This is a genomic window from Pseudomonas sp. A214 (assembly GCF_900156295.1).
Classification (GTDB): domain Bacteria; phylum Pseudomonadota; class Gammaproteobacteria; order Pseudomonadales; family Pseudomonadaceae; genus Aquipseudomonas; species Aquipseudomonas rhizophila.
Genome location: NZ_LT707062.1, coordinates 2,604,521 through 2,630,383, shown reverse-complemented (window position 1 = coordinate 2,630,383; position 25,863 = coordinate 2,604,521). Strand labels below are relative to the sequence as shown.

General features: G+C 60.5%; 26 protein-coding genes and 1 pseudogene. 8 read left to right on the top strand and 19 right to left on the bottom strand.

What is annotated here, in order from left to right:
- Window positions 1-145 precede the first annotated feature (145 nt).
- Together BW979_RS11965 and BW979_RS11960 are read left to right on the top strand one after the other, a co-directional pair.
- The gene (locus tag BW979_RS11965; protein WP_047228271.1) at window positions 146-886 is read left to right on the top strand and encodes a phosphoadenylyl-sulfate reductase; all 741 of its coding nucleotides are present in this window, start codon (window positions 146-148) and stop codon (window positions 884-886) included.
- A gap of 142 nt (window positions 887-1,028) precedes the next feature.
- The gene (locus tag BW979_RS11960; protein WP_076383859.1) at window positions 1,029-1,757 is read left to right on the top strand and encodes an aspartate/glutamate racemase family protein; all 729 of its coding nucleotides are present in this window, start codon (window positions 1,029-1,031) and stop codon (window positions 1,755-1,757) included.
- Window positions 1,758-1,903: 146 nt separating this feature from the next.
- On the opposite strand, the gene BW979_RS11955 is transcribed toward BW979_RS11960, so the two are convergent.
- Complete coding sequence (locus BW979_RS11955; protein WP_047228269.1) at window positions 1,904-2,827, bottom strand: LysR family transcriptional regulator; 924 nt, start codon at window positions 2,825-2,827, stop codon at window positions 1,904-1,906.
- Window positions 2,828-2,952: 125 nt separating this feature from the next.
- On the opposite strand from BW979_RS11955, the gene BW979_RS11950 reads away from it, so the two are divergent.
- Complete coding sequence (locus tag BW979_RS11950) at window positions 2,953-3,699, top strand: 3-oxoacyl-ACP reductase family protein (protein ID WP_047228268.1); 747 nt, start codon at window positions 2,953-2,955, stop codon at window positions 3,697-3,699.
- Window positions 3,700-3,768: 69 nt separating this feature from the next.
- Here the strand turns inward: BW979_RS11950 and BW979_RS11945 are convergent, their stop codons facing one another.
- From BW979_RS11945 to glcD, 12 genes are all read right to left on the bottom strand, one after another.
- Window positions 3,769-4,464, bottom strand: coding sequence for an HAD-IA family hydrolase (locus BW979_RS11945; protein WP_047228267.1), 696 nt, complete (start codon window positions 4,462-4,464; stop codon window positions 3,769-3,771).
- 196 nt (window positions 4,465-4,660) lie between these two features.
- Complete coding sequence (locus BW979_RS11940; protein ID WP_047228266.1) at window positions 4,661-5,020, bottom strand: hypothetical protein; 360 nt, start codon at window positions 5,018-5,020, stop codon at window positions 4,661-4,663.
- A gap of 90 nt (window positions 5,021-5,110) precedes the next feature.
- On the bottom strand, window positions 5,111-5,314 hold the full coding sequence (locus BW979_RS11935) for a hypothetical protein (protein ID WP_076383858.1): 204 nt from the start codon (window positions 5,312-5,314) through the stop codon (window positions 5,111-5,113).
- A 69-nt stretch (window positions 5,315-5,383) separates the two neighbouring features.
- Complete coding sequence (locus BW979_RS27595) at window positions 5,384-5,551, bottom strand: hypothetical protein (protein WP_171061338.1); 168 nt, start codon at window positions 5,549-5,551, stop codon at window positions 5,384-5,386.
- Between the two features lie 193 nt (window positions 5,552-5,744).
- A complete protein-coding gene (locus tag BW979_RS11930; protein WP_047228264.1) occupies window positions 5,745-6,161 on the bottom strand; it encodes a glycine zipper domain-containing protein in 417 nt (138 codons plus the stop codon).
- Between the two features lie 685 nt (window positions 6,162-6,846).
- Complete coding sequence (locus BW979_RS11920; RefSeq protein ID WP_076383857.1) at window positions 6,847-9,033, bottom strand: response regulator; 2,187 nt, start codon at window positions 9,031-9,033, stop codon at window positions 6,847-6,849.
- 505 nt (window positions 9,034-9,538) lie between these two features.
- Complete coding sequence (locus BW979_RS11915) at window positions 9,539-11,236, bottom strand: L-lactate permease (protein ID WP_047228255.1); 1,698 nt, start codon at window positions 11,234-11,236, stop codon at window positions 9,539-9,541.
- Between the two features lie 249 nt (window positions 11,237-11,485).
- Window positions 11,486-13,663, bottom strand: a complete 2,178-nt coding sequence (locus BW979_RS11910; RefSeq protein ID WP_076383856.1) for a malate synthase G — start codon at window positions 13,661-13,663, stop codon at window positions 11,486-11,488.
- 78 nt (window positions 13,664-13,741) lie between these two features.
- Entirely contained in the window at window positions 13,742-14,143 is a 402-nt protein-coding gene (locus tag BW979_RS11905) for a heme-binding protein (RefSeq protein WP_047228253.1), read from the bottom strand.
- Window positions 14,144-14,155: 12 nt separating this feature from the next.
- The gene (gene glcF, locus BW979_RS11900; protein WP_076383855.1) at window positions 14,156-15,373 is read right to left on the bottom strand and encodes a glycolate oxidase subunit GlcF; all 1,218 of its coding nucleotides are present in this window, start codon (window positions 15,371-15,373) and stop codon (window positions 14,156-14,158) included.
- 1 nt (window position 15,374) lies between these two features.
- Complete coding sequence (glcE, locus tag BW979_RS11895; protein ID WP_076386586.1) at window positions 15,375-16,433, bottom strand: glycolate oxidase subunit GlcE; 1,059 nt, start codon at window positions 16,431-16,433, stop codon at window positions 15,375-15,377.
- Window positions 16,434-16,438: 5 nt separating this feature from the next.
- Window positions 16,439-17,938 (bottom strand): glycolate oxidase subunit GlcD, encoded by a 1,500-nt coding sequence (gene glcD, locus BW979_RS11890; RefSeq protein ID WP_047228251.1) that lies wholly within the window; start codon window positions 17,936-17,938, stop codon window positions 16,439-16,441.
- A gap of 251 nt (window positions 17,939-18,189) precedes the next feature.
- Here glcD and glcC point away from each other — a divergent pair, with 251 nt between their 5' ends.
- Together glcC and BW979_RS11880 are read left to right on the top strand one after the other, a co-directional pair.
- Complete coding sequence (gene glcC / locus BW979_RS11885; RefSeq protein ID WP_047228250.1) at window positions 18,190-18,963, top strand: transcriptional regulator GlcC; 774 nt, start codon at window positions 18,190-18,192, stop codon at window positions 18,961-18,963.
- 101 nt (window positions 18,964-19,064) lie between these two features.
- Window positions 19,065-19,226 (top strand): DUF2986 domain-containing protein, encoded by a 162-nt coding sequence (locus BW979_RS11880; protein ID WP_076383854.1) that lies wholly within the window; start codon window positions 19,065-19,067, stop codon window positions 19,224-19,226.
- A 266-nt stretch (window positions 19,227-19,492) separates the two neighbouring features.
- Here BW979_RS11880 and BW979_RS11875 read toward each other — a convergent pair whose 3' ends face one another.
- Together BW979_RS11875 and BW979_RS11870 are read right to left on the bottom strand one after the other, a co-directional pair.
- On the bottom strand, window positions 19,493-20,791 hold the full coding sequence (locus BW979_RS11875; RefSeq protein WP_076383853.1) for an SLC13 family permease: 1,299 nt from the start codon (window positions 20,789-20,791) through the stop codon (window positions 19,493-19,495).
- A gap of 34 nt (window positions 20,792-20,825) precedes the next feature.
- Window positions 20,826-21,650, bottom strand: a complete 825-nt coding sequence (locus BW979_RS11870) for an amidohydrolase family protein (RefSeq protein WP_076386584.1) — start codon at window positions 21,648-21,650, stop codon at window positions 20,826-20,828.
- Between the two features lie 167 nt (window positions 21,651-21,817).
- Between BW979_RS11870 and BW979_RS11865 the strand changes: the two genes are divergently transcribed.
- The gene (locus BW979_RS11865; RefSeq protein WP_076383852.1) at window positions 21,818-22,555 is read left to right on the top strand and encodes a GntR family transcriptional regulator; all 738 of its coding nucleotides are present in this window, start codon (window positions 21,818-21,820) and stop codon (window positions 22,553-22,555) included.
- Between the two features lie 56 nt (window positions 22,556-22,611).
- On the opposite strand, the gene BW979_RS11860 is transcribed toward BW979_RS11865, so the two are convergent.
- The 4 genes and pseudogenes from BW979_RS11860 to BW979_RS28005 form a co-directional block, all read right to left on the bottom strand.
- On the bottom strand, window positions 22,612-22,977 hold the full coding sequence (locus BW979_RS11860) for a VOC family protein (RefSeq protein ID WP_047228247.1): 366 nt from the start codon (window positions 22,975-22,977) through the stop codon (window positions 22,612-22,614).
- Window positions 22,978-23,082: 105 nt separating this feature from the next.
- Window positions 23,083-23,484 (bottom strand): PaaI family thioesterase, encoded by a 402-nt coding sequence (locus BW979_RS11855; RefSeq protein ID WP_047228246.1) that lies wholly within the window; start codon window positions 23,482-23,484, stop codon window positions 23,083-23,085.
- Window positions 23,485-23,559: 75 nt separating this feature from the next.
- On the bottom strand, window positions 23,560-24,135 hold the full coding sequence (locus BW979_RS27790; protein WP_076386582.1) for a GNAT family N-acetyltransferase: 576 nt from the start codon (window positions 24,133-24,135) through the stop codon (window positions 23,560-23,562).
- Window positions 24,136-24,183: 48 nt separating this feature from the next.
- Window positions 24,184-24,582, bottom strand: a pseudogene (locus BW979_RS28005) (GNAT family N-acetyltransferase); the annotation flags it as partial.
- Between the two features lie 170 nt (window positions 24,583-24,752).
- Here BW979_RS28005 and BW979_RS11840 point away from each other — a divergent pair.
- Both BW979_RS11840 and BW979_RS11835 read left to right on the top strand, forming a co-directional pair.
- Window positions 24,753-25,103 (top strand): DUF7079 family protein, encoded by a 351-nt coding sequence (locus tag BW979_RS11840; protein ID WP_047228245.1) that lies wholly within the window; start codon window positions 24,753-24,755, stop codon window positions 25,101-25,103.
- A gap of 104 nt (window positions 25,104-25,207) precedes the next feature.
- Complete coding sequence (locus BW979_RS11835; RefSeq protein ID WP_076383851.1) at window positions 25,208-25,684, top strand: GNAT family N-acetyltransferase; 477 nt, start codon at window positions 25,208-25,210, stop codon at window positions 25,682-25,684.
- Window positions 25,685-25,863: the final 179 nt, after the last annotated feature.

The window sequence follows — 25,863 nt, the reverse complement described above, 5'->3', positions numbered from 1 at the left end:
CGGTTGAGCGAACAAAAGGACTGCCGACTCTAGCCATTCGCCGATGCCTACGCAACGCACAGGAGCGCGCCAGCCCCGACAGCTTTTGTTACCATCAGCCCCATATAGAGCGCCCAGCGCCACCGACCTGTAGGAAGCCGCCCTGATGAGCCCATCGTTTGACGTCGTGGAACTCGCCACGACCTATGCCAACAAGTCCCCACAGGACATCCTCAAACTGGCCTTCGCCGAATTCGGCGATGACCTGTGGATATCTTTCAGCGGCGCCGAAGACGTGGTGCTGGTGGACATGGCCTGGAAGCTGAATAAGAACGTCAAGGTGTTCAGCCTCGACACCGGTCGCCTGCACCCGGAAACCTATCGGTTCATCGAACAGGTGCGCGAACACTACAAGATCGATATCGAACTGATCTCGCCGGACCCGGCGAAACTCGAGCCTTTCGTGAAGGAAAAAGGCCTGTTCAGCTTCTACAAGGACGGTCATGGTGAGTGCTGCGGCATTCGCAAGATCGAACCGCTGCGGCGCAAGCTGTCCGATGTCCGCGCGTGGGCCACCGGCCAGCGTCGCGATCAGAGCCCCGGCACCCGCAGCCAGGTGGCCGCACTGGAAATCGACACGGCGTTTTCCACTCCAGAACGCACCCTTTACAAATTCAACCCGCTGTCGCAGATGACCAGCGAAGAAGTCTGGGGCTACATCCGCATGCTGGAACTGCCCTACAACAGCCTGCATGAACGCGGCTTCATCAGCATCGGCTGCGAACCCTGCACCCGCCCGGTGCTGCCGAACCAGCACGAACGCGAAGGTCGCTGGTGGTGGGAAGAAGCCACGCAGAAAGAATGCGGGCTGCACGCCGGCAATATCATCAGCAAATCCAAGGCCTGAAAAAAACCACAGCGCCTATAAAAACCATGCGGACCGCAAGAACCTGCCATTTGTCCATTCCTATGGATAACATCTGCCGTTGATTGTAAAAACGGCCCGCCAGACCGGGCCGCCTGTTTGCGCTTATGGAAGAGGACAGCTCATGCGAATTCTTGTGGTCAACGTCAACACCACCGAATCCATCACCCGGGCCATCGCCCAACAAGCCCAGGCCGTGGCCGCGCCGGGCACCGAGATCGTCGGGCTCACGCCGTACTTCGGCGCCGACTCCATCGAAGGCAATTTCGAAAGCTACCTGGCCGCCATCGCGGTGATGGATCGGGTGATGGCCTACGATCAGCCGTTTGATGCGGTGATCCAGGCCGGTTACGGCGAACATGGGCGCGAAGGCTTGCAGGAACTGCTCAATGTACCGGTGGTGGACATCACCGACGCGGGCGCCAGCACCGCGATGTTCCTGGGCCACGCCTATTCGGTGGTCACCACCCTGGACCGCACCGTGCCACTGATCGAGGACCGCCTAAAGCTCTCCGGCCTGTTCGATCGCTGCGCCTCGGTACGTGCCAGTGGCCTGGCAGTGCTGGAGCTTGAGCAAGACCCGCAACGGGCGGTGGAAGCCATCGTGCAGCAGGCAGAACTGGCAGTCAGTCAGGACAAAGCCGAAGTAATCTGCCTGGGTTGCGGTGGCATGGCCGGGCTCGATGAGCAGATCCGCCAGCGCACCGGGGTGCCGGTGGTCGATGGCGTGACGGCGGCGGTGACCATTGCCGAAGCCCTGGTGCGGTTGGGCTTGTCCACCTCGAAAGTGCGCACCTATGCCACGCCTCGGCCCAAGACCATTATTGGCTGGCCGGGGCGGTTTGGGCGGTGAATTCACAGCTCTGAATCACATCGCCCCCATCGCGAGCAGGCTCGCTCCCACATTGGTTTTGTGGCGACCGCACCTTTTGTGTCCACCAAAAATCCCTGTGGGAGCGAGCCTGCTCGCGATGGGGCCCACGCGGTTCAGAGCCAAGCTCAAACCGCACTGAACCGCTCCCCCAAGCCCTGCGCGGCAAACTGTTCGATGATGAAATCCACAAACGCACGGGTCTTGCCTGGCAGCAGTTTGTGCTCGGCGTAGTAGATGGAAATGTTGCCATCATCGACGTACCAGTCCGGCAGCACCCGTTGCAGTACCCCCGATTGCAGATAAGGAACGGCCACCGGCATGCTCACCAGTCCGATGCCCAGCCCTTGGGCGGCGGCTGCACAGTCAGCTTCAGAGTCGCTCATGGTCATGCGTGCTTTGAGCATGAGCGGGCTGTGCTGTCGTGTGCGGCTGGTCAGTTGCCATGAACGGATACGTCCGGTCTGGGGTGAACGGATCAGGATGCCCTGATGGTGCGCCAGATCTTCCGGTTCAATCAGCGGGAGATGGCTTTGCACATAGTCCTTCGAGGCAACCAACACGCGATGAGCCACGGTCAGTTTGCGCGCCACCACACCCTGGGGCAGTTCGAAGCCACCACCAATGGCCGCATCGAATCCCTGGCCGATCAGGTCCACCTGGCGGTTATCGAAATGCCAGTCCGGATTGATCGCCGGATAGCGTTGCAAAAACTCCCCCAGCAACGGCACCACATACAGTCGACCGAACGCCGTGCCCATGCTCACTTTCAATGTGCCAGCCGGTTGCCCGCCGGCGCTGGCCAGGTTGGCGACGGCGTTCTGGATCGTATTGAAACTGGTGCCCACTTCCCTGAGAAATAGCTGACCGGCTTCGGTCAGCGTCAGGCGGCGGGTGCTGCGCTGGAACAGGCGTACCCCCAGCCGCGCTTCGAGCTTGGCCACGCTTTTACCTACCGCCGCAGGGGTCACGCTCAAGCGACGCGCAGCCTCGGCAAAACTGCCGACTTCGGCGCTGCGCACAAAGCATTCGATACTGCTGAAGGTTTCCATAAGGACCACTCTAAACTTTTGGTTTACACAGACTGTATCTATAAGCCTCTACACAGCCCAACACCGAATCCCGATACTCGCGCCATCAACCGCGGCATCTCGCCCCGGCAGATTTGGAGAACATCATGAGCACTCAAACACTGAGCGGTAAAGTCGCCTTGATCCAGGGCGGTTCCCGCGGTATTGGCGCCGCCATCGTCAAGCGGCTGGCAGCCGAAGGCGCCGCAGTGGCCTTCACCTACGTCAGCTCCGCGGCCAAGTCCGAAGAACTGCAAAACAGTATCATCGCAGCCGGCGGCAAGGCCCTGGCGATCAAGGCCGACAGCGCCGACGCAGAGGCCATCCGCAACGCCGTCAATGCTACCGTCGAGACCTTTGGCCGGCTGGACATCCTGGTCAACAACGCCGGTGTGCTGGCGATGGCGCCGCTGGAAGAATTCAAGCTCGAAGATTTCGACCAGACCCTGGCCATCAACGTGCGCAGCGTATTCATCGCCACCCAGGCAGCGGTTCGGCACATGAGCGAAGGCGGACGGGTCATCAACATCGGCAGCACCAACGCCGACCGCATGCCCTTCGCCGGCGGTGCTGCCTATGCCATGAGCAAGTCCGCGCTGGTGGGTCTGACCAAAGGCCTGGCCCGCGACCTCGGCCCGCGTGGCATTACCGTCAACAACGTGCAGCCCGGCCCGGTGGACACCGACATGAACCCGGCCGACGGCGACTTCGCCTCCAGTCTGATGGCGTTGATGGCGGTCGGCCGTTACGGCACCGTCGAAGAAATCGCCAGTTTCGTCGCCTACCTGGCAGGCCCGGAAGCGGCTTACATCACCGGTGCCAGCCTGACCATCGATGGGGGGTTCGGCGCCTGATCCAGGCCATAAAAAACGCCGTTCATGGGTAATACCATGAACGGCGTTCTGTTGTGCCGCGATGTGTCGTCAGGCCCACTCCAGCTCTGGCAAACCGCACAGGCCTGGCTGGAAGATCTTCAGGGAACGAATGATCGCGTCGGCATGGGCGTATTTTTCGTCGGCCATGGCCGAATCCGGAATGGCAATGGCAGTCATTCCCGCCGCTTTCGCCGCAGTCACCCCGAACGGTGAGTCTTCGAATACCAGGCAATCGCGGGGTGCAACGCCCAGGCGTCGGGCGGCAGTGAGGAAGATATCCGGTGCCGGCTTCGCCGCGCCGACCTCCGGGTCATCCGCTGTGACGATGAAATCGAACAACGCAAACCAGTCCCGGTGCAGCGTGGTTTTCAGTGCAAACGACTGGCTCGACGAACTGGTGCCCACCGCAATCGGAACGTCATGGGCCTTCAAATGCCGCACCAGCTCTTCAGCACCGGGCATCGCCAGGGCGTGCGGAAAGCGTTCGCGCATCAAGGGCTCGCGGATCACCAGGAACTCTTCCGGGGTGATCGGCAACTCCAGCGCCTGAACGACATAGCGGGCCAGATCCCCGGCCCCACGTCCGATGATGTTCTGCTTGACGCTCCAATCAAACGTGCGCCCGTAACGCTCGGCGATGATGGAGGTCACCTCGGTGTAAATGCCCTCGGTGTCCAGCAACAGCCCATCCATGTCGAATATCACAGCTTTGATCGGGCCAAGCTCTTGCAGCGGTGCTTTCATCGCATCTGATCCGTTATCACAAGGTTCCAGAAATGGCTCAGGTTTGGCCAGAGCAACGTGTTCACCTTAAAGGATTCAGCAGAATAACGAGAGTGGCTTGGCACAGGCAACGGGAAATCTGTGTGGGCGACTGTTGCAGCGAGGGCACTTGCCCCCTCGCCGCAACAAGGATCAGGTTCAGATGATGATCAATGCGTTATTGGCTGGAACCACTCGAACCGCCGTCATCGGAGCTACCACCGCTGTCGCTGGTTCCGGCCCCGGTTCCACTGCTGGAGGCATCGCCCCCCATGGAACTGCCGCCGCTCATTGAGCCGCTGCCCGTACCGGGACTGGTGCTGCTGCCACTGGCGTCGCTGCCATTACCGCCCTCCACGGAACCCGGCGGCAAAGCGCCTCCCGTGCCCGATGGCGTGCCGGCTTCCATCTCGGTGGAAGGTGGCATCCCGCCCTTATCTACGGGGGGATTGCCGCCCGAAGACTGGGCGAAAACCGCCATGGAATTGACCGACAGAATCCCGGCCAGGGTCAGCGCGGTCACATTTGATTTCATCATGGTGAGTCTCCCTTTTTAAGGTTACCTACCTGATGTGTGGCAATCGTGACTGGCCGATGGTGCCGATAAATCGACGGGCGGAACCGGCAATCAGCTCGGTTCGCCGGAGGCGTCGTTACCGGCAATGTCCGGATCGTCCGGGCTCGCCTCGATATCCTCATCCTCACTCGGCACCTGCTCTACCCCGGCGTCGTCGTCAGGCGGGCGCTGGTCCCGGCTCAGCGAGTCGGTTGGCGAGGGCAGCGGGTATTCCGGGGTTTCATCGTCGTCAGGGACAGGCGAATCGGCAGTCATGGCAACCTCCTGATGACGGGACAACACGTCATGCAGTTTTGAGAACACGGGCGGTCAGCTTGAGCGACTTCAATCGTAGGACTCGTCCTCGATCTCAGCGTCTTCCACCTCTTCACCCTCGATCAAGGGCACCTGGGCGTCGTCCATCAGCGAGCCGGGGTCTTCATTGCCCGGATCATTGACGAAAGGAACGCCCGACGGGCCTTTTTCTTCCGTACCTTCGGTTTCCGGCGTCATGACGCACCTCGCAATTGCTGATGGATGTATGAATTCGAGGTGCGCAGAGGGGAAACGTTCCGGGTAAATAACCCGGTAAAGAAAACGCCGGACAGCCCTGTGGCCAGACAACCCTGTGAGCAGATAAACCGCAAACCCATGGCGAACAAAAAACCCGGCTCACAGGCCGGGTCTTTCTCATCCAAACATGCGCTTAGCGATGTTTGTTCTTATGTTTGTGCTTGTGCTTCTTACCACCCGAATGACCATCGTTGTCATTGGACAGGTTGCTACCCAATGCACCACCCGCCGCGCCACCAATACCTGCGCCAATGGTGGAGCCCGTCGAGCCGCCCAGGCTGTTACCGACAATCGAACCGCCGGCCGACCCCAAACCACCGCCAATGGCCGCTTCCGTACGGCTGCCCTTACGCGCCCCCACCGCACTGCCGGCTGCACCACCGACACCGGCGCCAATGGCCGCGCCTGTGCTGCCGCCCATCTGTTGGCCGACTACGTTACCCAACGCACCGCCCAGACCACCGCCAACCGCAGCAGTACCGTCACCGGCAGCCATCGCGCCTTGAGCAACCACAAGCCCAAGCACCAAGGTGGATAAAGTCAAACGCATGATAGAAACCTCAAGAATGCCGCATCGGGGAAAGATGGCCGGTACGCGCGGGCGTCAGTCTACGCCAGATAGCGTCGGGCCATGTCACTTGGACAACAAACGGAGGGGTAGTTTTATGACAGGCAAAAAAAAGCCCGCTGGGGAAACGGGCAGGTACTGCGGTTACTGCTTTCTAACGGATGAGCCAAGATTACGCGCCCGCTTGTGAAAGAAACGTGAAAGAAACCGTCGTGAAAAAAAAGATGAAGAATATTTATGCCAGAGGCTGGAATGGTGTCGTGGCGGGGAGCTTGCTCCCTCGCCACGATGACAGGACTGAATTGTAGAGTTGCAACGTTACTTCCTGACCGGGACCCTGGGCAGGAACTTGGCCTTTTCCCCTCGCGGCACTTTGGACACCTTGGTCCTGATGGATTTGATCGGCTCGTCGCCAAAGTCCGCCCTATAGGCCGATTGCCCACACTGCAAACCTTCATTGATCGGATATGCGGCTCCGTTATCCTCGCTGTACGGTGCTCCCATCGCCTTTCCCCTTTTCGTCGAGGCCCACACCGGCAACAACCCGTTGCCTGAAAAATATAGGCCTTCACGACTTTCAGACTAGTCGGTCATCAAAGGACTGATTATTCAGGCAAGCGTCTGGCCGACGAATGGAGCTGCGTGACTTGCCCACGGACCGCTTTATTCAATCCGCCCCGCCATCGCGGCTCAAGATCCGGGAAACCTGATCGGCCGAATAGGGCTTGGATAGAAACTCGAAATCTTCATGGCCACGGTGGGCCAGCTCCTCGCTATAACCCGACGTCAGGACCACCGGCAGATCCGGGCGGCGCCGGCGCAGTGCCTTGGCCAGGGCAATGCCGCTGATGCCGGGCATGACGACGTCGGAAAATACCGCGTCGAACGCCATCGCATCCGGGCCAACCATATCCAGAGCCTCCTCGGCGTTGGTCGCCCAGGCCGTTTCGTAGCCCAGATCCTGCAGGATCTGATTGGCAAAACGCCCGACCTCCAGGTTGTCCTCCACGATCAACACCCGACGCTTGCCCTTTTCCAGCAGCAGGGGCGTGGTTTCCTCCCGGTTGGGCTCATCAATCTCTTCAGGCTCGACTTCCGGCAGGTACAAGGTAAACACCGTCCCCTCCCCGACCACGGTCGAAACATCCACGTTGCCGCCAGACTGTTTGGCAAAACCGAACACCTGGGACAACCCCAGCCCGGTGCCCTTGCCCACTTCCTTAGTGGTAAAGAACGGCTCGAAAATATGCTCCAGGACTTCTGCCGCAATGCCGGTGCCGGTGTCCGCCAGGGCAATGGCGGCAAAAGACTGCCCGGCTCCCGCGTGACCTCGGATCGGCGGCATGCCAGCACCGCCAATGAGCCGCAGCGACAACGTGCCTTGCCCATCCATGGCATCCCTGGCATTGAGGGCCATGTTGATCAGCGCCGTTTCAAACTGGCTCAAGTCAGCGCGGATGTAACAAGGCCGGTCGCTCAGCTCGACCTTGACCTGAATCCGCGCCCCCGTGACGGTCTGCAGCATGTCGCCGAGGCTTTGCACCTGCTTGCCCACATCGATGACTTGCGGTTTCAACGGCTGACGCCGGGCGAAGGCGAGCAACTGGCTGGTCAGCTTGGCGGCACGCTCCACCGTCTCGGAAACCGCCGTCATGTAGCGGTTGCGCCGCTCATCGGAGAGGTTAGGCATGCGCAGAAAGTCGACGGAGGAACGAATGATCGTCAGCAGGTTGTTGAAGTCGTGGGCCACCCCGCCGGTGAGCTGGCCGATGGCTTCAAGTTTCTGCGACTGGCGCAGGGCCGCTTCGGTCTGTTTCAGGCGCGTGGTGCGTTCCTCGACCCGCTCCTCCAGCGTCGCGTTCAGTTCCGCCAGGGCCGCTAGCCCCTCGCGCACGGCGGCGTCCGCGCGGGTCCGCTCGATGTGAGCCCAGGATCGTTCGGTCACTTCCATCAGCAGCGCCAGATCGTTGCTGGACCAGACCCGCGGCGTTTTGTCGTGGATGGCCATCAATGCGGTCAAACGTCCGTTCTTGATCAGCGGCACGCAAATGGTCGCGGCGATACCGATCGCCTGGAACGTCGCCGCTTCCTCGGGCGCCAGCTCCTTGAGGTTATCGTTGACCACCAGGGGTTTGCCGGCCCGCAGGTTGGCAACCGCCAGCCGACCAAAATCCGCCAGCCGGTAATGCCCGACAATACTGGGTGACCCCGCCCGAGCCCAATCACCGCGAATGGTGAAGCCATCCTCGTCCTCATCCATATCCGCATAGGCGCAATTGGATAGGTTCAGGTGCGCCGCCAGAATCCGCGTGGTGGTGGCCATGATGGCCTGTGGGTCGGTGGCATTCGCCACGGCATTGCCAATGGCATCCAGCACCGCCAGGCGCTGGGTCATGAACACCGTGGAAGTGGTCTCGGTGACGGTGTCCAGCATGCCCACGACCTTGCCGAACTGATCACGGATGGGGCTGTAGCAGAACGTGAAATACGCCTGTTCCAGGCCGCCGCCACGCTCGATGATCAGGGGAAAATTCTCGATATAAGTCGCCTGCCCCTCGAAGGCCGCCCGCACAATCGGGCCGATGTCGCTCCAGACTTCCTTCCACACCTCATCGAACCGCCGACCCAGCGCTTGGGGTTTATTGCCGAGGATGGGCACGAAGGCATCGTTGTACAACGTGATCAGTTCCGGCCCCCACACGATGGCCTGGGGGAAATGCGAGGCGAGGCTCAACGCTACGGTGGTCTTCAGCACATCGGGCCACTGTTTCGGCGGCCCGAGCGGGCTGGCGTCCCAATCGTGGCCGCGAACCCGTTCAGCCATCTCTCCATAGCTTTGCAGCCAGTCTGTCATTGCGATCGATCCTTCTCAGCCGCCAATACAATCAGGGGGAAGCGGTTGTGACCCCAAGCCGGGCCGTATTATCCCGCGCCGGAGGGGAATGCGCGATTGGATTGTGGGACGTGTAGGGCTGTAAATGGGGGTGGAATGGCGGAATTGGCTGATTGAGCTACGGAAATATCCCACATGTCATTGGGAAACCTCCGCGCTATCAATCCCTTGCGTATTTTTTGTGGTGGCGCCTATAGTCTGAGCGTCGCCCAAAATGGCGATGGGGTTTGGCACAGCTTTACTGCATTCCGCTGCGTGACGGTTGCGACGTGATGGATGTGATTGCAAGGCGGTTGGATGCGGCGCCAGCGGGTACCCTTCTATAAAACGCCAGACACTCCAAAGCCCCTGATTCATCACGAATCAGGGGCTTTCATTTACAACCTGTCAACAGATGCGCTGGTTTAGCTCCGGTGGACTCGCCTGACCGAAGCTGCCCGCCCCATCGGCGGGCAGCCTGCAGGTTTCAGGACTTCGTCAGCGGATCGCTGATACCCAGCAGATAGAAGCCGATCATGCCGATGATACCGGCCAGGACGATGTAGTACAGCGTCGGCAGCATGGTCTTGCGCAGGGTGATGCCTTCGCGACCCAGCAGGCCGACTGTCGCCGACGCCGCCACCACGTTGTGGATGGCGATCATGTTGCCGGCCGCCGCGCCTACCGATTGCAACGCCACCATCAGCGCGCCGGAGATGCCCAACAGTTGCGCGGTGTTGAACTGGAACTGCGCCAGCATCAGGTTGGACACGGTGTTGGAGCCGGCGATGAATGCGCCCAGTGCGCCCACCGCCGGGGCGAAGAACGGGTACACGCTGCCGACACTGTCTGCGACGAGACGCGCCATTGCCACCGGCATCGACACCAGGTCCGATCCGTTCACCCCTGAGTTGATCAGGATACGCACCATCGGGATGGTGAAGATCAACACGAAACCGGCGCCCAGCAAGGTTTTGCTCGATTCACTCACGGCCGCCACCAATTCGCTGGCGCGCATGCGGTGCAAGAAGAATGTCATCAGCGCAACCACGCAGAGCAAACCACCTGGCAGGTAGAGCAGTTCCAGGCTGGCGGACACGCCCGTCTCCCCCAGAATGTCTTTGGCCCCGAAGCTCAGGGACAGCAGCCAGGCCTTGAGCGGTGGAATGTTGCGCGACAGCACCAACAACACGGCCAGCAGCACATAGGGTGCCCAGGCCATGGGGACGGAAATCGCTTTTTTGCCGGCCATGTCGTCGAGCTTCATCTCGATCCTGCCCATCCACTCCGCTGGCCACTCGCTGGCCGGGGCAAAATCCCAGGTGGTCTTGGGCAATAGGAAGCGCGCTTTGGCAGCCGGGATCACGATGCTCAGGCCCACCAGGGCACCAATCATCGAAGGGAATTCCGGACCGAGGAACACCCCAGCGGCGGCGTAAGGGATGACGAAGGCGAGGCCCGTGAAGATCGCAAACGGCGCCATGACCAGGCCTTCGCGCCAGGATTGGTTCTTGCCGAAGAAGCGGGTCATGATGCTGATCATGATCAGCGGCATGAGAATCCCGCAAAGGGCATGGATGATCGCCACCCGCGAGACGATCAAATGGAAGAACACGTCCCAGTTGCTGCCCACAGCAGCCAGTTGCGCGCCAAGACCGGTCTGGTCAAGTCCGCCTGTGACCCCGACCACCATGGGCGTGCCGACGGCACCAAAAGACACCGGCGTGGACTGCACCAGCATGCCGAGTACCACCGCGGCCATGGCCGGGAAGCCCAGCGCGACCATCAACGGCGCGACTACCGCCGCAGGTGTGCCAAAGCCCGAAGCGCCCTCGATGAAGCAGCCGAACAGCCAGGCCACGATCAGCGCCTGGACCCGACGGTCCGGGCTGATATTGGCAAAGCCACGGCGAATGGAGCTGATGCCGCCGGAATGCTTGAGGGTGTTGAGCAACAGAATGGCACCGAAAACAATCCACAGAATCGCCGCCGTCAGGACGAGGCCCTGCAGCGAGGACGCCAGGACCCGATTCAACGTCATGTCCCAGGCCCCGAGGCCGATCAGCGCCGTCAGTACGAAGACCACGGGCATGGCGTATTTGGCTGGCCAGCGAAAGCCGATCAGTAACACGCCCGCCAGTACCAGCGGCACGAAGGCCAGGATGGACAGCAGTGTTTGACTCATGGTTTTGGTTCCTTTTTATTGTTGTGAACCACAGTTTGCCGGGGGTATCCGGCGCCACGCATCCAGAGCACAGGTGCTCCGCGAACCGCGTCGACAGGGGATCACCCGTCGCCGCGCTCATGCTCAAGGGCCCCGGCAGCCATGGGCTGTCGGGGCCTGTTGTATTGCGCCCCCGCTAAAGCAGGGGCTTTCGGGGTTGCGGTCACGACGCACACCGCAGCCCCTCGACGATTGCAGAGCGTGTCTCCCTCAGGCCTGTTGCTTGAACCGCAGACGCCAGGCGTGCAGCAGCGGTTCGGTGTAGCCGCTGGGTTGCTCGCGGCCCTTGAACACCAGGTCGCAGGCGGCCTGGAACGCCATCGAGGCGGCATAGTCATCGGCCATGGGGCGATACAGCGGATCACCGGCGTTCTGCTGATCGACCACCTTGGCCATGCGCTCAAGGCTTGCGCGCACCTGAGTCTGGCTAACGACGTTGTGGTGCAGCCAGTTAGCAATGTGTTGGCTGGAAATACGCAGTGTGGCGCGGTCTTCCATCAGGCCGACGTTGTGGATATCTGGCACTTTGGAACAACCCACGCCCTGCTCGACCCAGCGCACCACATAACCGAGGATGCCCTGGCAGTTGTTGTCCAGCTCTTGCTGGATCTGGCTGGCGCTCCAGTCAGGCTCGGCCACCACCGGCACGCTGAGCAGGCCATTGAGCAGGTCGTCGCGCTGACTGTTGAGGTCGATGGCTTCCAGCTCGCGCTGCACCGCCTGCACATCCACTTGGTGGTAGTGCAAGGCATGCAAGGTGGCAGCGGTCGGCGACGGGACCCAGGCCGTGTTGGCGCCGGCCTGGGGATGGGCGATCTTCTGCTCGAGCATGGCGGCCATCAGGTCCGGCATGGCCCACATCCCCTTGCCAATCTGCGCCCGACCACGCAGACCGCAGCTCAAGCCAACCAGCACGTTGTTGCGCTCGTAGGCCTGGATCCAGGCGCTGCTCTTCATGTCGCCCTTGCGCAGCATCGCACCGGCCTCCATGGCGGTGTGCATCTCATCACCGGTGCGATCGAGGAAGCCGGTGTTGATGAAGGCCACCCGCGCCGCCGCGCTGGCGATACACGCCTTGAGGTTGATACTGGTGCGGCGCTCTTCGTCCATGATCCCCATCTTCAGGGTGTGCCGGGGCAAGTGCAGCAGGTCTTCGATGCGCGTGAACAACTGATCGGCAAAGGCCACTTCAGCCGGGCCATGCATCTTCGGCTTGACGATATAGATACTGCCGGTACGCGAGTTACCGTGGCGCTGGAGGTCATGCAGGGCGATCAAGCTGGTCATCACCCCGTCGAGGATGCCTTCGGGGATCTCGTGGCCTTCGCCGTCGAGGATCGCCGGGTTGCTCATCAGGTGCCCGACGTTGCGCACAAACAGCAACGAACGGCCGTGCAGCTTCAACGCACCACCAGCGGCAGCGGTGTACTCGCGGTCCGGGTTGAGACGGCGCACGATAGACTTGCCGCCCTTTTCCAGCGCTTCGCTGAGGTCGCCTTTCATCAGGCCGAGCCAGTTGCGGTAGATCAGCACTTTATCGGCCGCATCGACCGCTGCGACGGAGTCTTCGCAGTCGAGAATGGTCGACAGCGCGGACTCCACCAGCAGATCCTTGACCCCTGCGCCATCGCTGGCGCCGATCGGGCTCCCGGCATCGATCTGGATTTCCACGTGCAGGCCGTTGTTTTTCAGCAGCACCGCTGTCGGCGCGCTGGCCTGGCCCTGATAACCGACGAACTTGTCGGCCTGGGCCAAACCGGTCTGGGTGCCGTCAGCCAGGGTCACCTGCAGTTGCCCCTCACTGACCCGGTAATTGACCGAGTCGGCATGCGAGCCCATGCGTAAAGGCGCGGCCTGATCGAGAAACGCACGGGCGAAGGCGATGACTTTGTCACCACGCACCTGGTTGTAACCCGGGCCCTTTTGAGCACCACCGTCTTCAGCGATGGCATCGGTGCCGTACAACGCATCGTACAAAGAGCCCCAGCGCGCATTGGCGGCGTTCAACGCGTAGCGGGCATTCATCATCGGCACCACCAGCTGTGGACCGGCCTGGTGGGTGATCTCGCTGTCAACGTTGGCGGTGCTGACCCGCACCGTGTCTGGCTGCGGCAACAGGTAGCCGATGGACTCGAGAAAATCGCGATAGGCCGACATGTCGCTGATCGGGCCTGGGTGCGCGCGGTGCCAGCTGTCCAGCTTCGCCTGCAGCGCATCGCGCTCGGCCAGCAGCGCACGATTGTGCGGCGCCAGGTCATGCACCAGGGCGTCGAAGCCGGCCCAGAACGCCTCGCGTTCAATCCCGGTGCCGGGCAGCACTTGCTCGTCGACGAAACGTTGCAGGTTGACGGCCACTTGCAGGCGCTGGCAGTTCACGCGATCAGTCATTTTCACTCTCCAAAAAACAGTAGGTGGCCGGCGTCAGATGTCAGCGCGGCTCACTGAACAGGCGCCTAGCCCTTGTAATCAGCCCAATGCGGCGATACCGGCTTTGGCCACTTGGGCGTCCTGATCGGCCTTGACCCCGGAAACGCCCACCGCGCCAATCACCTGGCCGTCGACAATCACCGGCACACCACCTTCCAGCGAAGTCAGCAGCGGCGCGGACAGGAACGCGCTACGCCCGCCATTGACCATGTCTTCATAACCTTTGGTTTCACGACGCCCGATGGCGGCGCTGCGGGCCTTCTCGGCGGCGATGTAGGCGGCGATCGGTGAGCAGCCATCCAGGCGCTCCAGGGCCAGCGGATGCCCGCCGTCGTCGACCACGCTGATGCTCACGGCCCAGTGGTTTTTCTCCGCTTCACTGCGGGCAGCGGCGAGGATTTTGCTGACTTCGGTCTGGCTCAATACGGCTTTGCTAAGCATGCTGTTCTCCGGTTAATTCAGGGCTTCTTCGACCAGTTCGATCCAATGCCGCACAGGGGTGCGACCGGCGCCGTCGAGGTGGGTCTGGCAGCCGATGTTGGCGGTGACAATCGCCTGCGGCTTACCGCTTTCCAGGGCATTGAGTTTGTTGTCGCGCAACTGCCTGGACAGCTGCGGCTGGGTTAACGAATAGGTCCCGGCGGAGCCGCAACACAGGTGACTGTCGGGCACAGCCGTCAAACCGAACCCGAGGCGAGCGAGCACGCTTTCCACGGCGCCCCCCAGCTTCTGCGCATGCTGCAGAGTGCAGGGGCAGTGGAAAGCCACGCGCTTGTCGGCATGCACACCCAGTTGCTCCAGAGGTTCGACGCTGAGCACTTCAACCAGGTCTTTGGCCAGCGTACTGACGCGCCTGGCTTTCTCGGCGTAGGCCGGATCCTGCGCCAACAGATGGCCGTAATCCTTGACGAAGGCGCCGCAGCCGCTGGCGGTCTGCACAATGGCCTCGGCGCCCTTCTCGATGGCGGGCCACCAGGCATCGATGTTGCGCCGCGCACGCTGCAAGCCTTGCTCTTGGGCGTCGAGGTGGTAGTCCACTGCGCCGCAGCAACCGGCTTCATTGATCGGCGTGACGCTGATGCCGAGGCGATCGAGCACCCGCGCCGTGGCGGCATTGGTGTTAGGTGCCAGGCCAGGCTGCACACAGCCCTCAAGCATCAGCACACGGCGTGCATGGCGTGGCTCGGGGCGGGGTTTGGCGGCACTGGCGGTGCGCGGCAATTTGGCCTTGAGGCTGGCCGGCAACAGCGGACGGAAAACCTGGCCAACCTCAATCAGCCCTTTGAACAGCCGCGCATGGGGCACCACGGCACGCAGGCTTTGACGCAATACGCGCTGAGCCAGCGGGCGCGGAACGGCGGCATCGACTACCGCGCGGCCGATATCCAGCAGATTGTGGTACTGCACGCCCGACGGGCAGGTGGTCTCACAGTTGCGACAGCTCAGACAGCGATCCAGGTGCAGTTGGGTCTTGGCCGTGACTTCGTTGCCTTCCAGCACTTGCTTGATCAGGTAAATGCGCCCGCGCGGGCCGTCCAGCTCATCACCGATAAGCTGGTAGGTCGGGCAGGTGGCGTTGCAAAAGCCGCAATGCACACAGCTGCGCAGGACGCGTTCGGCTTCCTCGGCGCGCGGCAGGTGCTTGGACTGTTCACTCAGATGGGTCTGCAAACTACACCTCGCGATACATACGGCCAGGGTTGAAAATGCCCTGGGGGTCAAGCTGGGTTTTGAGCTGTCGGTGGTAGCGCAGCAACGGGGTGGCCAGCGGATGGAATGGAATGTCGCAGTGGCCGGCGGTGAAACAGGTGGCGTGGCCACCGGCTTGGGCGGCGATCTGGCGGATCAGCGCGACATCGGCATCGGACTTGAGCCAGCGTTGGGCGCCTCCCCAGTCGATCAGTTGCTCACCGGGCAGCGCCAACACGCCGGTGTTGGTCGGCACCGACAATCGCCAGAGCGGGCGCGGGTCTGCGAAGAAATCCAGGCGCTGCTCGCGCAGGTCAACCCAGTACGAGCTCTCAAGCAGCTCACCGCCGAGACGCTCACGGGCCGCTGCGACCGAGCCTTCACCACCTTCCAGGCGCAGGTGCAAAGCCTGACCATCATGGCTGGCGGCGCTCAGCGAAATGGGTTGCTGACCCCACTCGGCCAGTTTGCGCAAGGCCAGCGCGGCGTCCATCTCCAGCCGCAGACTCAGGCACTGGCGCGGCTTGGGCAGCACTTTGAGCGACACCTCGGTAATCACTCCCAGGCAGCCAAAGCTCCCGGCCAGCAGCCGCGACAGGTCGTAGCCGGCGACGTTCTTCATCACCTCGCCGCCAAAGCGCAGGTGCTTGCCCGTTCCGGTGATCAAGCGGGTGCCCAGGACCAGGTCACGAACCGCGCCGGACCAAGGCCGGCGCGGGCCCGAAAGACCTGCCGCAACCATCCCGCCGAGGGTCGCGGCGCCACCAAATTGCGCAGGCTCGCAGGTGAGCATCTGCCCGGCCGCGTCCAGCGCCGCCTCCAGCTCAACCAGCGGCGTGCCGGCGCGGGCGGTGATCACCAACTCGGTCGGGTCGTAGCTGACGATGCCGCGGTGGGCACGGGTATCGAGCACTTCGCCTTCGACCTTGCGACCGAGAAACGCCTTGCTGTTACCTCCCTGAATGCGCAACGCCGTAGTACTGTTGAGGGCGTGATTGACTTGTTCCAGCAACGCCTCGCTGGCGTCGCAGTCGTGCTGCATCACCATCAGAAGCGCTCCAGTTCAGGAAAGGGCAGTTGGCCGTGGTGCACGTGCATGGCGCCGAATTCGGCGCAGCGGTGCAGGGTCGGAATGTTCTTGCCGGGGTTGAGCAGGCCACGCGGGTCGAATGCTGCCTTCACCGCGTGAAACAGGGTCAGTTCGTCACTGTTGAACTGAACGCACATCTGATTGATCTTCTCGCGCCCCACCCCGTGTTCGCCGGTGATGCTGCCGCCCACCTTGACGCAGAGTTCGAGAATCTTGCCGCCCAGGGACTCGGCCCGCTCCAGCTCGCCGGGTTGGTTGGCATCAAACAGAATCAAGGGGTGCATATTGCCGTCACCGGCATGGAACACGTTGGCCACACGCAGGCCGAACGCCTCGGACAGCTCACTGATGCCCTTGAGCACCCCGGGCAGTTCGCGACGTGGAATGGTGCCGTCCATGCAGTAATAGTCCGGCGAGATACGCCCGACGGCCGGGAAGGCGTTCTTGCGCCCGGCCCAAAACTTGACCCGTTCAACCTCATCGCGGGCCATGCGCACTTCGGTGGCGCCGGCCTCGCCCAGCACCGCGCGGACACGCTCGCAGTCGTCGTGCACGTCGGCCTCCACACCGTCCAGTTCGCACAGCAGGATGGCCTCGGCGTCCACCGGATAACCGGCGTGTATAAAGTCCTCGGCGGCGCGAATGGCCAGGTTGTCCATCATCTCCAGGCCGCCGGGGATGATGCCGGCCGCAATGATTTCACCCACCGCGCGCCCGGCTTTCTCCACCGAATCAAAGCTGGCCAGCAACACCTTGGCCACCTGCGGCTTGGGCAGCAGCTTGACCGTGACTTCAGTGATGATCCCCAGCATGCCTTCGGAGCCGGTGAACAAGGCGAGCAGGTCGAAGCCGGGCGAATCCAGGGCCTCGCTGCCCAAGGTCATGCGCTCGCCTTCAACTGTGAGGATTTCCACCTTGAGCAGGTTGTGCACGGTCAGGCCATATTTGAGGCAGTGCACGCCTCCGGCGTTCTCGGCGACGTTACCGCCAATCGAACAGGCGATCTGCGAGGATGGGTCCGGTGCGTAATACAGGTCGTAAGGGGCGGCCGCCTGGGAGATGGCCAGGTTGCGAACGCCCGGCTGAACGCGAGCGAAGCGCCCTTCTGGATTGACTTCAAGGATGTGCTTGAAGCGCGCCATCACCAGCAAAATCCCCTGGACCAATGGCAGTGCACCACCGGACAAGCCCGTCCCTGCCCCGCGTGCCACCACGGGCACACGGCGTTGATAACAGAGTTTGAGCAGGCGTTCGACTTGTTCGATGCGCTCCGGCAATACCACCAGCATCGGCGTGGTGGTGTAGGCAGAGAGGCCGTCGCACTCGTAGGGTTTGAGGTCTTCCTGGGTGTGCAGCACTTCCAGGTCAGGAAGCTGCTGGCGCAGTTCCGCCAGCAGCGCTGACTTGTCCACTTCAGGCAGCGCCCCATCAACGCGCTCGTCGTACAAAATACTCATGGCAGGCTTTCTCGCTTTATTGTTCTTTTGTGCCGCGCCGGTAGCGAGCCGGGCTGCTTGTTATGCGCTATATGTAGAGCCTTGCAGGGTGGTCGTCTATCACCGGATGAACTGGTATGACCAGTTTATTCAAGCCCGCCTCTAACCCGTATTTGCCAAGGGCCTTACTTATAAAGGGGTTAGTGGCTATATTGGGCGCAGCGTGAATGACCATTTAAAACTGGTACTACCAGTTAGCCGAGGCCCCTGACATGCTCGAAGAAACTTCCGCCGTTCGCCGCCAGGTCAGTGATGTGGTCGCCGAGCGGATCGAACGATTGATCGTCGATGGCGTGCTCAAGGTGGGCCAGGCACTGCCCTCGGAGCGCCGCCTGTGCGAAAAACTGGGAATATCCCGCTCGGCCCTGCGTGAAGGGCTGAAAGTGCTACGCGGGCGCGGCATTATCGAGACCGCCCAAGGCCGTGACTCACGGGTGGCCACGCTGAACGGGAACCGCGATGCCAGCCCACTGATGCACCTGTTCAATTCGCAGCCGCGCACCCTGTTTGATCTTCTGGAAGTGCGCGCACTGCTGGAAGCCGAATCAGCACGCCTGGCCGCCTTGCGCGGCACCGATGCAGACTTTGTCCTGCTCACCCGGCGCTACGAAGAAATGCTCGCCGCCCACAGCCAACCCGTACCTGCCGAGCCGCGCGAACATGCCCGCCTCGACCACGCCTTCCACCTGGCGATCTGCGAGGCCTCGCACAACCCGGTGTTGCTGCACACCCTGCAGTCGTTGACCGATTTGATGCTCAGTACGGTGTTCGCCTCGGTCAACAACCTCTACCATCGCCCGATGCAAAAACGCCAGATCGACCGCCAGCACACCCGGCTCTATCACGCCGTCATCGAGCGCCTGCCAGAACAAGCTCAGCGCGCTGCGCGCGAACACATCCACAGCATCCGCGACAACCTCAAGGAGATCGAACAGGAAGAGCAACGCCTGGTACGCGCGACCATGCGGCTTGAGGGTTGGGGGTAGGTTTCTGGGTAGCGGGGCCGGCTGGGAAGCGCAAAATCAATGCCTGGCTTCACACCAGACTTTCACCATCATCCAAGACTTTGCAAACCGAGTAGAAAAGTATGAATCGTCGTAAAAAAATAAATCAGTTACTAAAAGCTCACGCAAAAAAGGCGAGTGCCAAACTGGCCCCGCCGAAGAAATCCAAATACATCAGTAAGGCTGACCGGTTAAAACTGGCTGCTGAACCCGCTCCAGAGTCAGTCATAACCCCTGAGAGCTGAGTCTTCGATCTTAAGCGCCAGTCGCATCAGCAATGGCGGTGAAAGTGGGGCTGCTGCGCAGCCCAGCGGGAGCAAGCTCCCTCGCCACAGTGGTTCAGGCAGGTCTTGAGTGAATTGCACCTCGATCGTTCCCACGCTCCTGCGTGGGAATGTCGCCAGGGACGCTCCGCGTTCCGCTTCTGGAAGATGACGCAGAGCGTCACGGGATGCATTCCCACGCAGAGCGTGAGAACGATCAACTTCCCAGACCTACCAAAGCGAACTCTTCAGATAAAAGTCAGCGCAAGGTTAAACAGCATCGCCGCGACGAAGCCGATGGGCGCGGCACGCAGCAGCAATTGGGGAAACAGCCGGGTTCGGCTCTGCTCATCGGCGCAGGAGCTCAGGATCAGGCTGCCGCCGGAGGAGAACGGCGAGATAGAGGTGGCTTGGGCGCCAACCACGATGCTGATGAACAGCACCATGGGGTCGATCGACATGGCGGCGGCCAGCGGCGGCACCATGGGGAACAGCGCGGGTGTAACCACTCCCAAGGTGCTGGCAAAAATCGACATCAGCGCAGCGACGACACCGAACACCAGGGCTACCAGCACCGGTGGGATATTGCCGCCAATCCACGATGCCAAAGCGTCGATAGCGCCGGCCTTGATCGCCACCGAGATCAGCATGCCCACGCCACAAATCATGATCAGCGTGCCCCAGGGCAGCGAGGCGATGGCTTTGCGCTCGTCGCCCAGCTTGAGCATCAGCGCAATCACCGAGAACACGCTGGCGATCAGGCCGATGTCCACCTTCGAGTTGACGAACGTCACCGTCGCATTGCCTGGGAACAGGATGTGCGCGATGGGACCGGCCAACACGATCAGCATCATCAGCAAGGTCAGCCACAAGGTGATTTTCTGCTCACGGTTGAGCGGGCTCGGCGTCTCGATCGCGACCGCCGCGCTCTTCAGCGCACGGCCGTGGCCGGCGAAGAATACGAACGCGGTGATGACCACCAGCGGAATGACCATGGTGCTGGCAAAGATGGCCAGGCCATTGATGAAAGCTTCACTTTCGGGAACACCCAGGCCGGTCATCAGACCTCGGAAAATGATACCGCTCTGGCTGGACACAAAATTGGCACCGCCCAGGGCCCCGTAGTTCACCGCCATGCCACCGAGTATCAGGCTCATGCCCGTGCGCTGGCACAGCAGCAGCGTCAGCGGGGCCATGAAAGCCAGCACCGTGTAGTAACCCGCGCCGAGCCCAGCAATCAGGCAAGCGGTCAGGAACACCGCATAAGGCAACAGGTGCGGCACGTTACGACAGAGATAGAGCAAGTGTTCGGCCAGTTTCTCCAGCGTGCCGTTGACGATGGCGAAGCTGTAGAACAGGCAGACCGAGAAGATGATGAAGAAAATCTTCAGCGGCCACATGGCGATGATTTCGGAAGGACTCAAGCCCATGCCGAAACAGCCCAGTAGATAGGCAAAGGCGATGGCGAACAGGCCGATGTTGATTTTGGTGGTGTATCCCAGCGCGACAGCAAGAACGATCGCGGCGACGACGTACAGGCTCATCATGATGTGTGTTCCGTATTATTTTGTTATGGGGAGTTCAACGCGTCGACGCAGCAAAGCCGAACAGGGTTGTGGGGTTATCCACCAACACCTGCCGGCGCTCCACCGGGTCGGGAAACAAGGCATGCACAAAGGCCAATTGCGCGTCATAGCCGGTGCGCGACTCGAACTGGGTATGGGGCCAATCGCTGCCCCAGACAAAACGATCGATACCGCCACATGCCTGGCGCAATTGCGCCAACACGCAAGCCGCGCGGGGCAGGTCTGACTGACTGCGATAGGCGGCAGACAACTTGACCCACAGCCGGTCCTCGCCGAGCAAGGCCAGGAAGCCCTGATGGGCGAGGTTACTCGGGTCGATACCGTTGGACGGAAGACCGAAGTGATCCACGACCACCGTGACGCCGCTCGCCAGAACGAACGGTACAACCAGGACCAAGGCGTCGAAGCCGCACTGGATTTCAACCTGCCAGCCAAGTCGGGCCAGTCGCTGGTAAAACGTCTGCCAGCGTGCATCGATGTAGTCCTGCGGCGCCTTGCCGATCAGATTCAAGCGAATGCCTACCACGCCAGCCTTGGCCAAAGCTTGGAGCTGTGCATCCTCGATGTCCGGTTCGACCACCGCGATGCCTCGCAAACGTTGCGGATAACGTTGCAGGGCCTCGACCATGAAACGGTTGTCGGTTCCCAGGAAGCTCGGCTGGATGAGCACGCCCTGGGCAAGGCTGCAGCGATCCAGATGCCCCAGATAGTGCTCGGCCAAGGCGTCGTAATCAGGGCTGTAGCGACGATCACTCGCCATGGGCAAGTCATGTCGGAATATGTGGGCGTGAGTATCTATACCTTCGAACGACAGGGACATCAGGAAGCTGCCTTTGTTGATTTTTTGTGGGAGCCCGCCAGGCATGTAAGGTGATTACAGACCTGAAATTCATATACATGACTGGATGACCATATCTATAAACAACCATCCCTGTCAACGCGCCCAGTGAGGTAAAGTGGCGCATTGCTTGGATTTGGATTGACGGTATGGCCCTTACACACCTTGGACATGACGAGCGACTGCCGCTCTATCAACGACTGCGTGAAGAGATGCTGGCGAAAATCGCCGCAGGCGAATGGCTGCCCGGTGAAGCCATTCCCACCGAGGCAGAACTGACCCGCCACTACGGCGTTGCGGTAGGCACGGTACGCAAAGCGGTGGAAACGCTGGTCGGGGAAGGGTTACTGCTGCGCGTCCAGGGCCGTGGCACGTTCGTGCGCCGACCCAACTTCGACGGTTCACTGTTTCGTTTCTTTCGACAGGTCGATGCCAGCGGTCAATCGCAAGTGCCGCAAAGCCGCATCCTGAGTCGCACCCAGGAGACCCCGGACGCCCACGTGCGCCAGGCGCTGAATCTGACCGAGCACGACGCCACCATCCGCCTGGAGCGCCTGCGCCTCATCAACGGCCGGCCGCTGTTCCACGAGCAGATCTGGCTACCGGCCGCTCAATTCGGCGCCCTGCTCGACACCGACCTGAACGACTTCGGCACCCTGCTCTACCCCTTCTACGAAGAACGCTGCGGCATGCGCGTCGCATCAGCCCGGGAAACCCTCACCGTCACCTCGGCCGATGAGCCACTGGCCGCCACGCTGGGAGTCAGCGCCGGCAGCCCAGTGGTGGTAGTCGAACGGGTGGCCCTGGGCTACGACCGTCAACCCCTGGAATACCGACTGTCGCGCGGCGCAGCCGACACTTTTCGCTATCAGGTGGAGATTTGCTGAGTTTCGCGCGTCCACGACAACAAAATCATCGCCATTGGCGTGCATTTTGTGAAAGTTCAGCGGCATGCAAACGCTCTACTGGAAATAGAGATGGTGTTGCCATCAGGGTCTTTGGCATTGGCGAATGAATAGCCGTCGGCCTTGTGGGTGGCGCCAAACTTCAAGCCTTGGGCCATGCACTTCTCCTTGAAGCCCTCAACATCCCGGGTATCAAAAACCAGCTTGACTGTGACTTGTCCCGTTTTAACGCTCTTCCCTGCCGCATGAACCATCAGAATCGCGCCACCGTTTGCAGGCCTCAATTCCGTGACGCGATCATCGGCATGCTTTTCACTGACAAAGCCGAAATGTTGCTCATAAAAAGAGCAGGTTGCCAGGACGTCCCGTACGTACAGCATGATTCGATTAAGTGTCGGTTCCATGTGTTCTTCCTTGATACTGCTGACGGTGAAACTAAGCACGCTGTGCATCATCGCAGCGGGGCTTGGATGCAAAGCTCGACGTTTGTAGTGCGTCTCCAGATGCTTTCAACCAACCACAAGAAAAGACGCACTGGCTCGTACCACGCGCTCCTCTCCAGCGCTTATATAGGTATTGGCGAAAACCAGTCGGCTACCGGACTTTTGAATATCGACAGCCGCCTCCAACCAATCACCGACCTTAGCGGAGCCTGCGAAATCAGTGGTCATTGTGGTCGTCACGAGCTTGAGGGGCGGATCTTTCGAGAAGGCAGCGCTGTAGCCCAAAGCAATGTCAGCCAGCGCCATGAACAACCCTCCGTGAGCGAGTCCACGCGCATTGGTGTGTTTCTCCTCGACCCGAATCCCAACGGTGAATCCTTCGGCGTTTTCCCGATAGTAGAAAGGGCCCAGTAGATCAAGAAAAGGACTGCTCCGAAATAACGGTTTGAAATCCTGTGGAATATCCATTTTTTTCACTCCTTTACCCTGTAGGCATATTCAGGTCCGGCGACTGTAATTAATGGTCGTCAAAAGCGACCAGACTCATTGCTCCCTGCTCAATGGCCCCAAAGCCGCTTTTTTCTCGAGCCATGCTTCCCGCGTCATTTCCCAAACTTCCTTTAGCAAGGGCCCACAGACAAAATCGCCCTGCCGTGTTGCAATCATGCGCATGCCTTCGTGTTCCGAAACTTTACGCGAAGCATGATTGCCCACCGCCTTGGGAACTTGCATGACGGGACGCCCCAGGGTTTCAAACCAATAGGCGTTGATAACCTCACAGGCCTCGCGCATGTAGCCCTTTCCCTGCCATTGAGGCGCCAGCCAAAAGCCTCGGTTGTTGCCCGGTTGATCGTACAGGCTGATGCTACCGATGCAATGCGCCGGATCTTCGCAAGTGCGGATCATCCAATGCCACTCGCGCCCGGCCGCAATGGCGGGAAGCGCATGGTCGCGAACGTACGTCAGCGCGCCGTCTTCCGGATAGGGCCATGGCACGCGACTGTCGAGATAACGCACCACTTCCCAATGAGGAAACAGCTGTTGGATAGCTGGTGCATCGGCCAGTTGTAAAGGCGTGAGGATAAGACGGCGGGTCTGAATCGTGGGGGTGGTTTCCATCATGGATTTACGCATGATGATCGTGCGTTCAGCACCGTCAAATTCGTCACGTACCTTCTGAAATCCCAGCTCTGTGTAAAAGCTCTCTGCCGTGATGGAGGATGGCACATGCAAAGTGACCAGACCCATGTCGAGAGCGGCTGAACAAATGACCGACATTAGCCGTCTGCCAAGGCCTGCTCTTTGATACCGCGGCGCTACAAAAACACTTCTGATCACATCTCCATCGAGGCTGGCAGTCGCGACGACACGCTGATCGACAGATGCCACATACATCCGACGCCGCACCATCAATCGCTCAATCGCCAGTGGAGAAAAGTTCTGCTCTACCCGGACGATTACATCGGCCGGATAATCTTTCGTATTGGACTGACGCAGAGCGCTGATCACAACGTTGCTTATTGCTTGCGCGTCCTCGACTGTTGCGAGGCGAATGTAGGCATCCATTTCAAGTTCTCGCTCCGGGTGATCAGTGATCATAGACGCATGACAATGGACAGAAACCACGACAGAAAGATAGTTTCAAGACGTCCAGGCCGAAGGCTGAACCACGGATGCTATTGCCGATTACTCAAACGAACACGCCCAGCCTTGCCATCAACAAAAAGAGTCAAAGCATGAAAACCGCTGACCCCAATCGCCTGAAAATCTGGCAAGCCCTTTCATCACTGTTTCTCGACACCGAGATCGACGAATTAACCTACGACTACATCGCTCGCGTGATCCTTGAAACCGGCTATTCACCTAAGGTAATCCACAGCATCCTATGGAATGAAGTGTTCCCGGTCCTGGAAGCCAACCTCAGGTCCGTCGCAGGCGAATGGGCGGGATGGACGGATGAGTGGCTGCTGGAGCAGCTCACGATAAATGATCAACTCGAGGTCCGAAAACCCAGCGGCAGTATTGCCGTGGAGATCGCCAGATGCTGGAACCATGTGGCGACCCGGCTTCCACCGGGATATGCCTGATCCCGGTTTTTATCCGGCCCCTCGCGCGCCCAGGATGCCGCACTCGGCAGGCAACAATCTCACACTGATCAACGTCTTTCGGCAAAATGATAGAGCACGAAATAATGCCCCTCACACCCCATTCGCTTGTCACCTTGGTCCCCGCTCAAAACAGCGACCTGGACGATCTGGTAGCCGTCAGAATCGAAGCCATGCGCGAAAGTCTTGAGCGTGTCGGGCGATTTGATCCCGTGCGCGCACGCGAGCGATTTCTAGGCGGTTTTAAACCAGACTGCACACGCCACATCGTGGTAACAGGACAGAGGGTGGGGTTCGTAGTCATCAAACGTCACGACAATGAACTCTTGCTTGACCACTTGTACGTGCACCCTGACGCGCAGGGATCAGGAATAGGCTCTGCTGTTCTCAGCCAAATATTCAAAGAGGCGGATGCCGCTGCGCTGCCATTACGAGTGGGCGCTCTCAAAGAAAGCGCGTCGAATCGCTTCTACATTCGTCACGGTTTCCAACTCATCGAAAGCGGTGAGTTCGACAATTATTATCTGCGACAGAACGATCCTGCAGCCGGCCAAAATCGTTAGCCGCCGGCAATCTTGCTGCGATGTATCCTCGTGTATCCCGAGGATACATCGCTACATAACCTTGCACTTTTACCTCCCATTCGACACAGCCCGGATACGTTGCCCCGTTCAAATGCACCCAAGGTTTCAAGGGCATCAACCAGAGCCCCTGACCCATGGCTCGCAATGGAGGCATCACC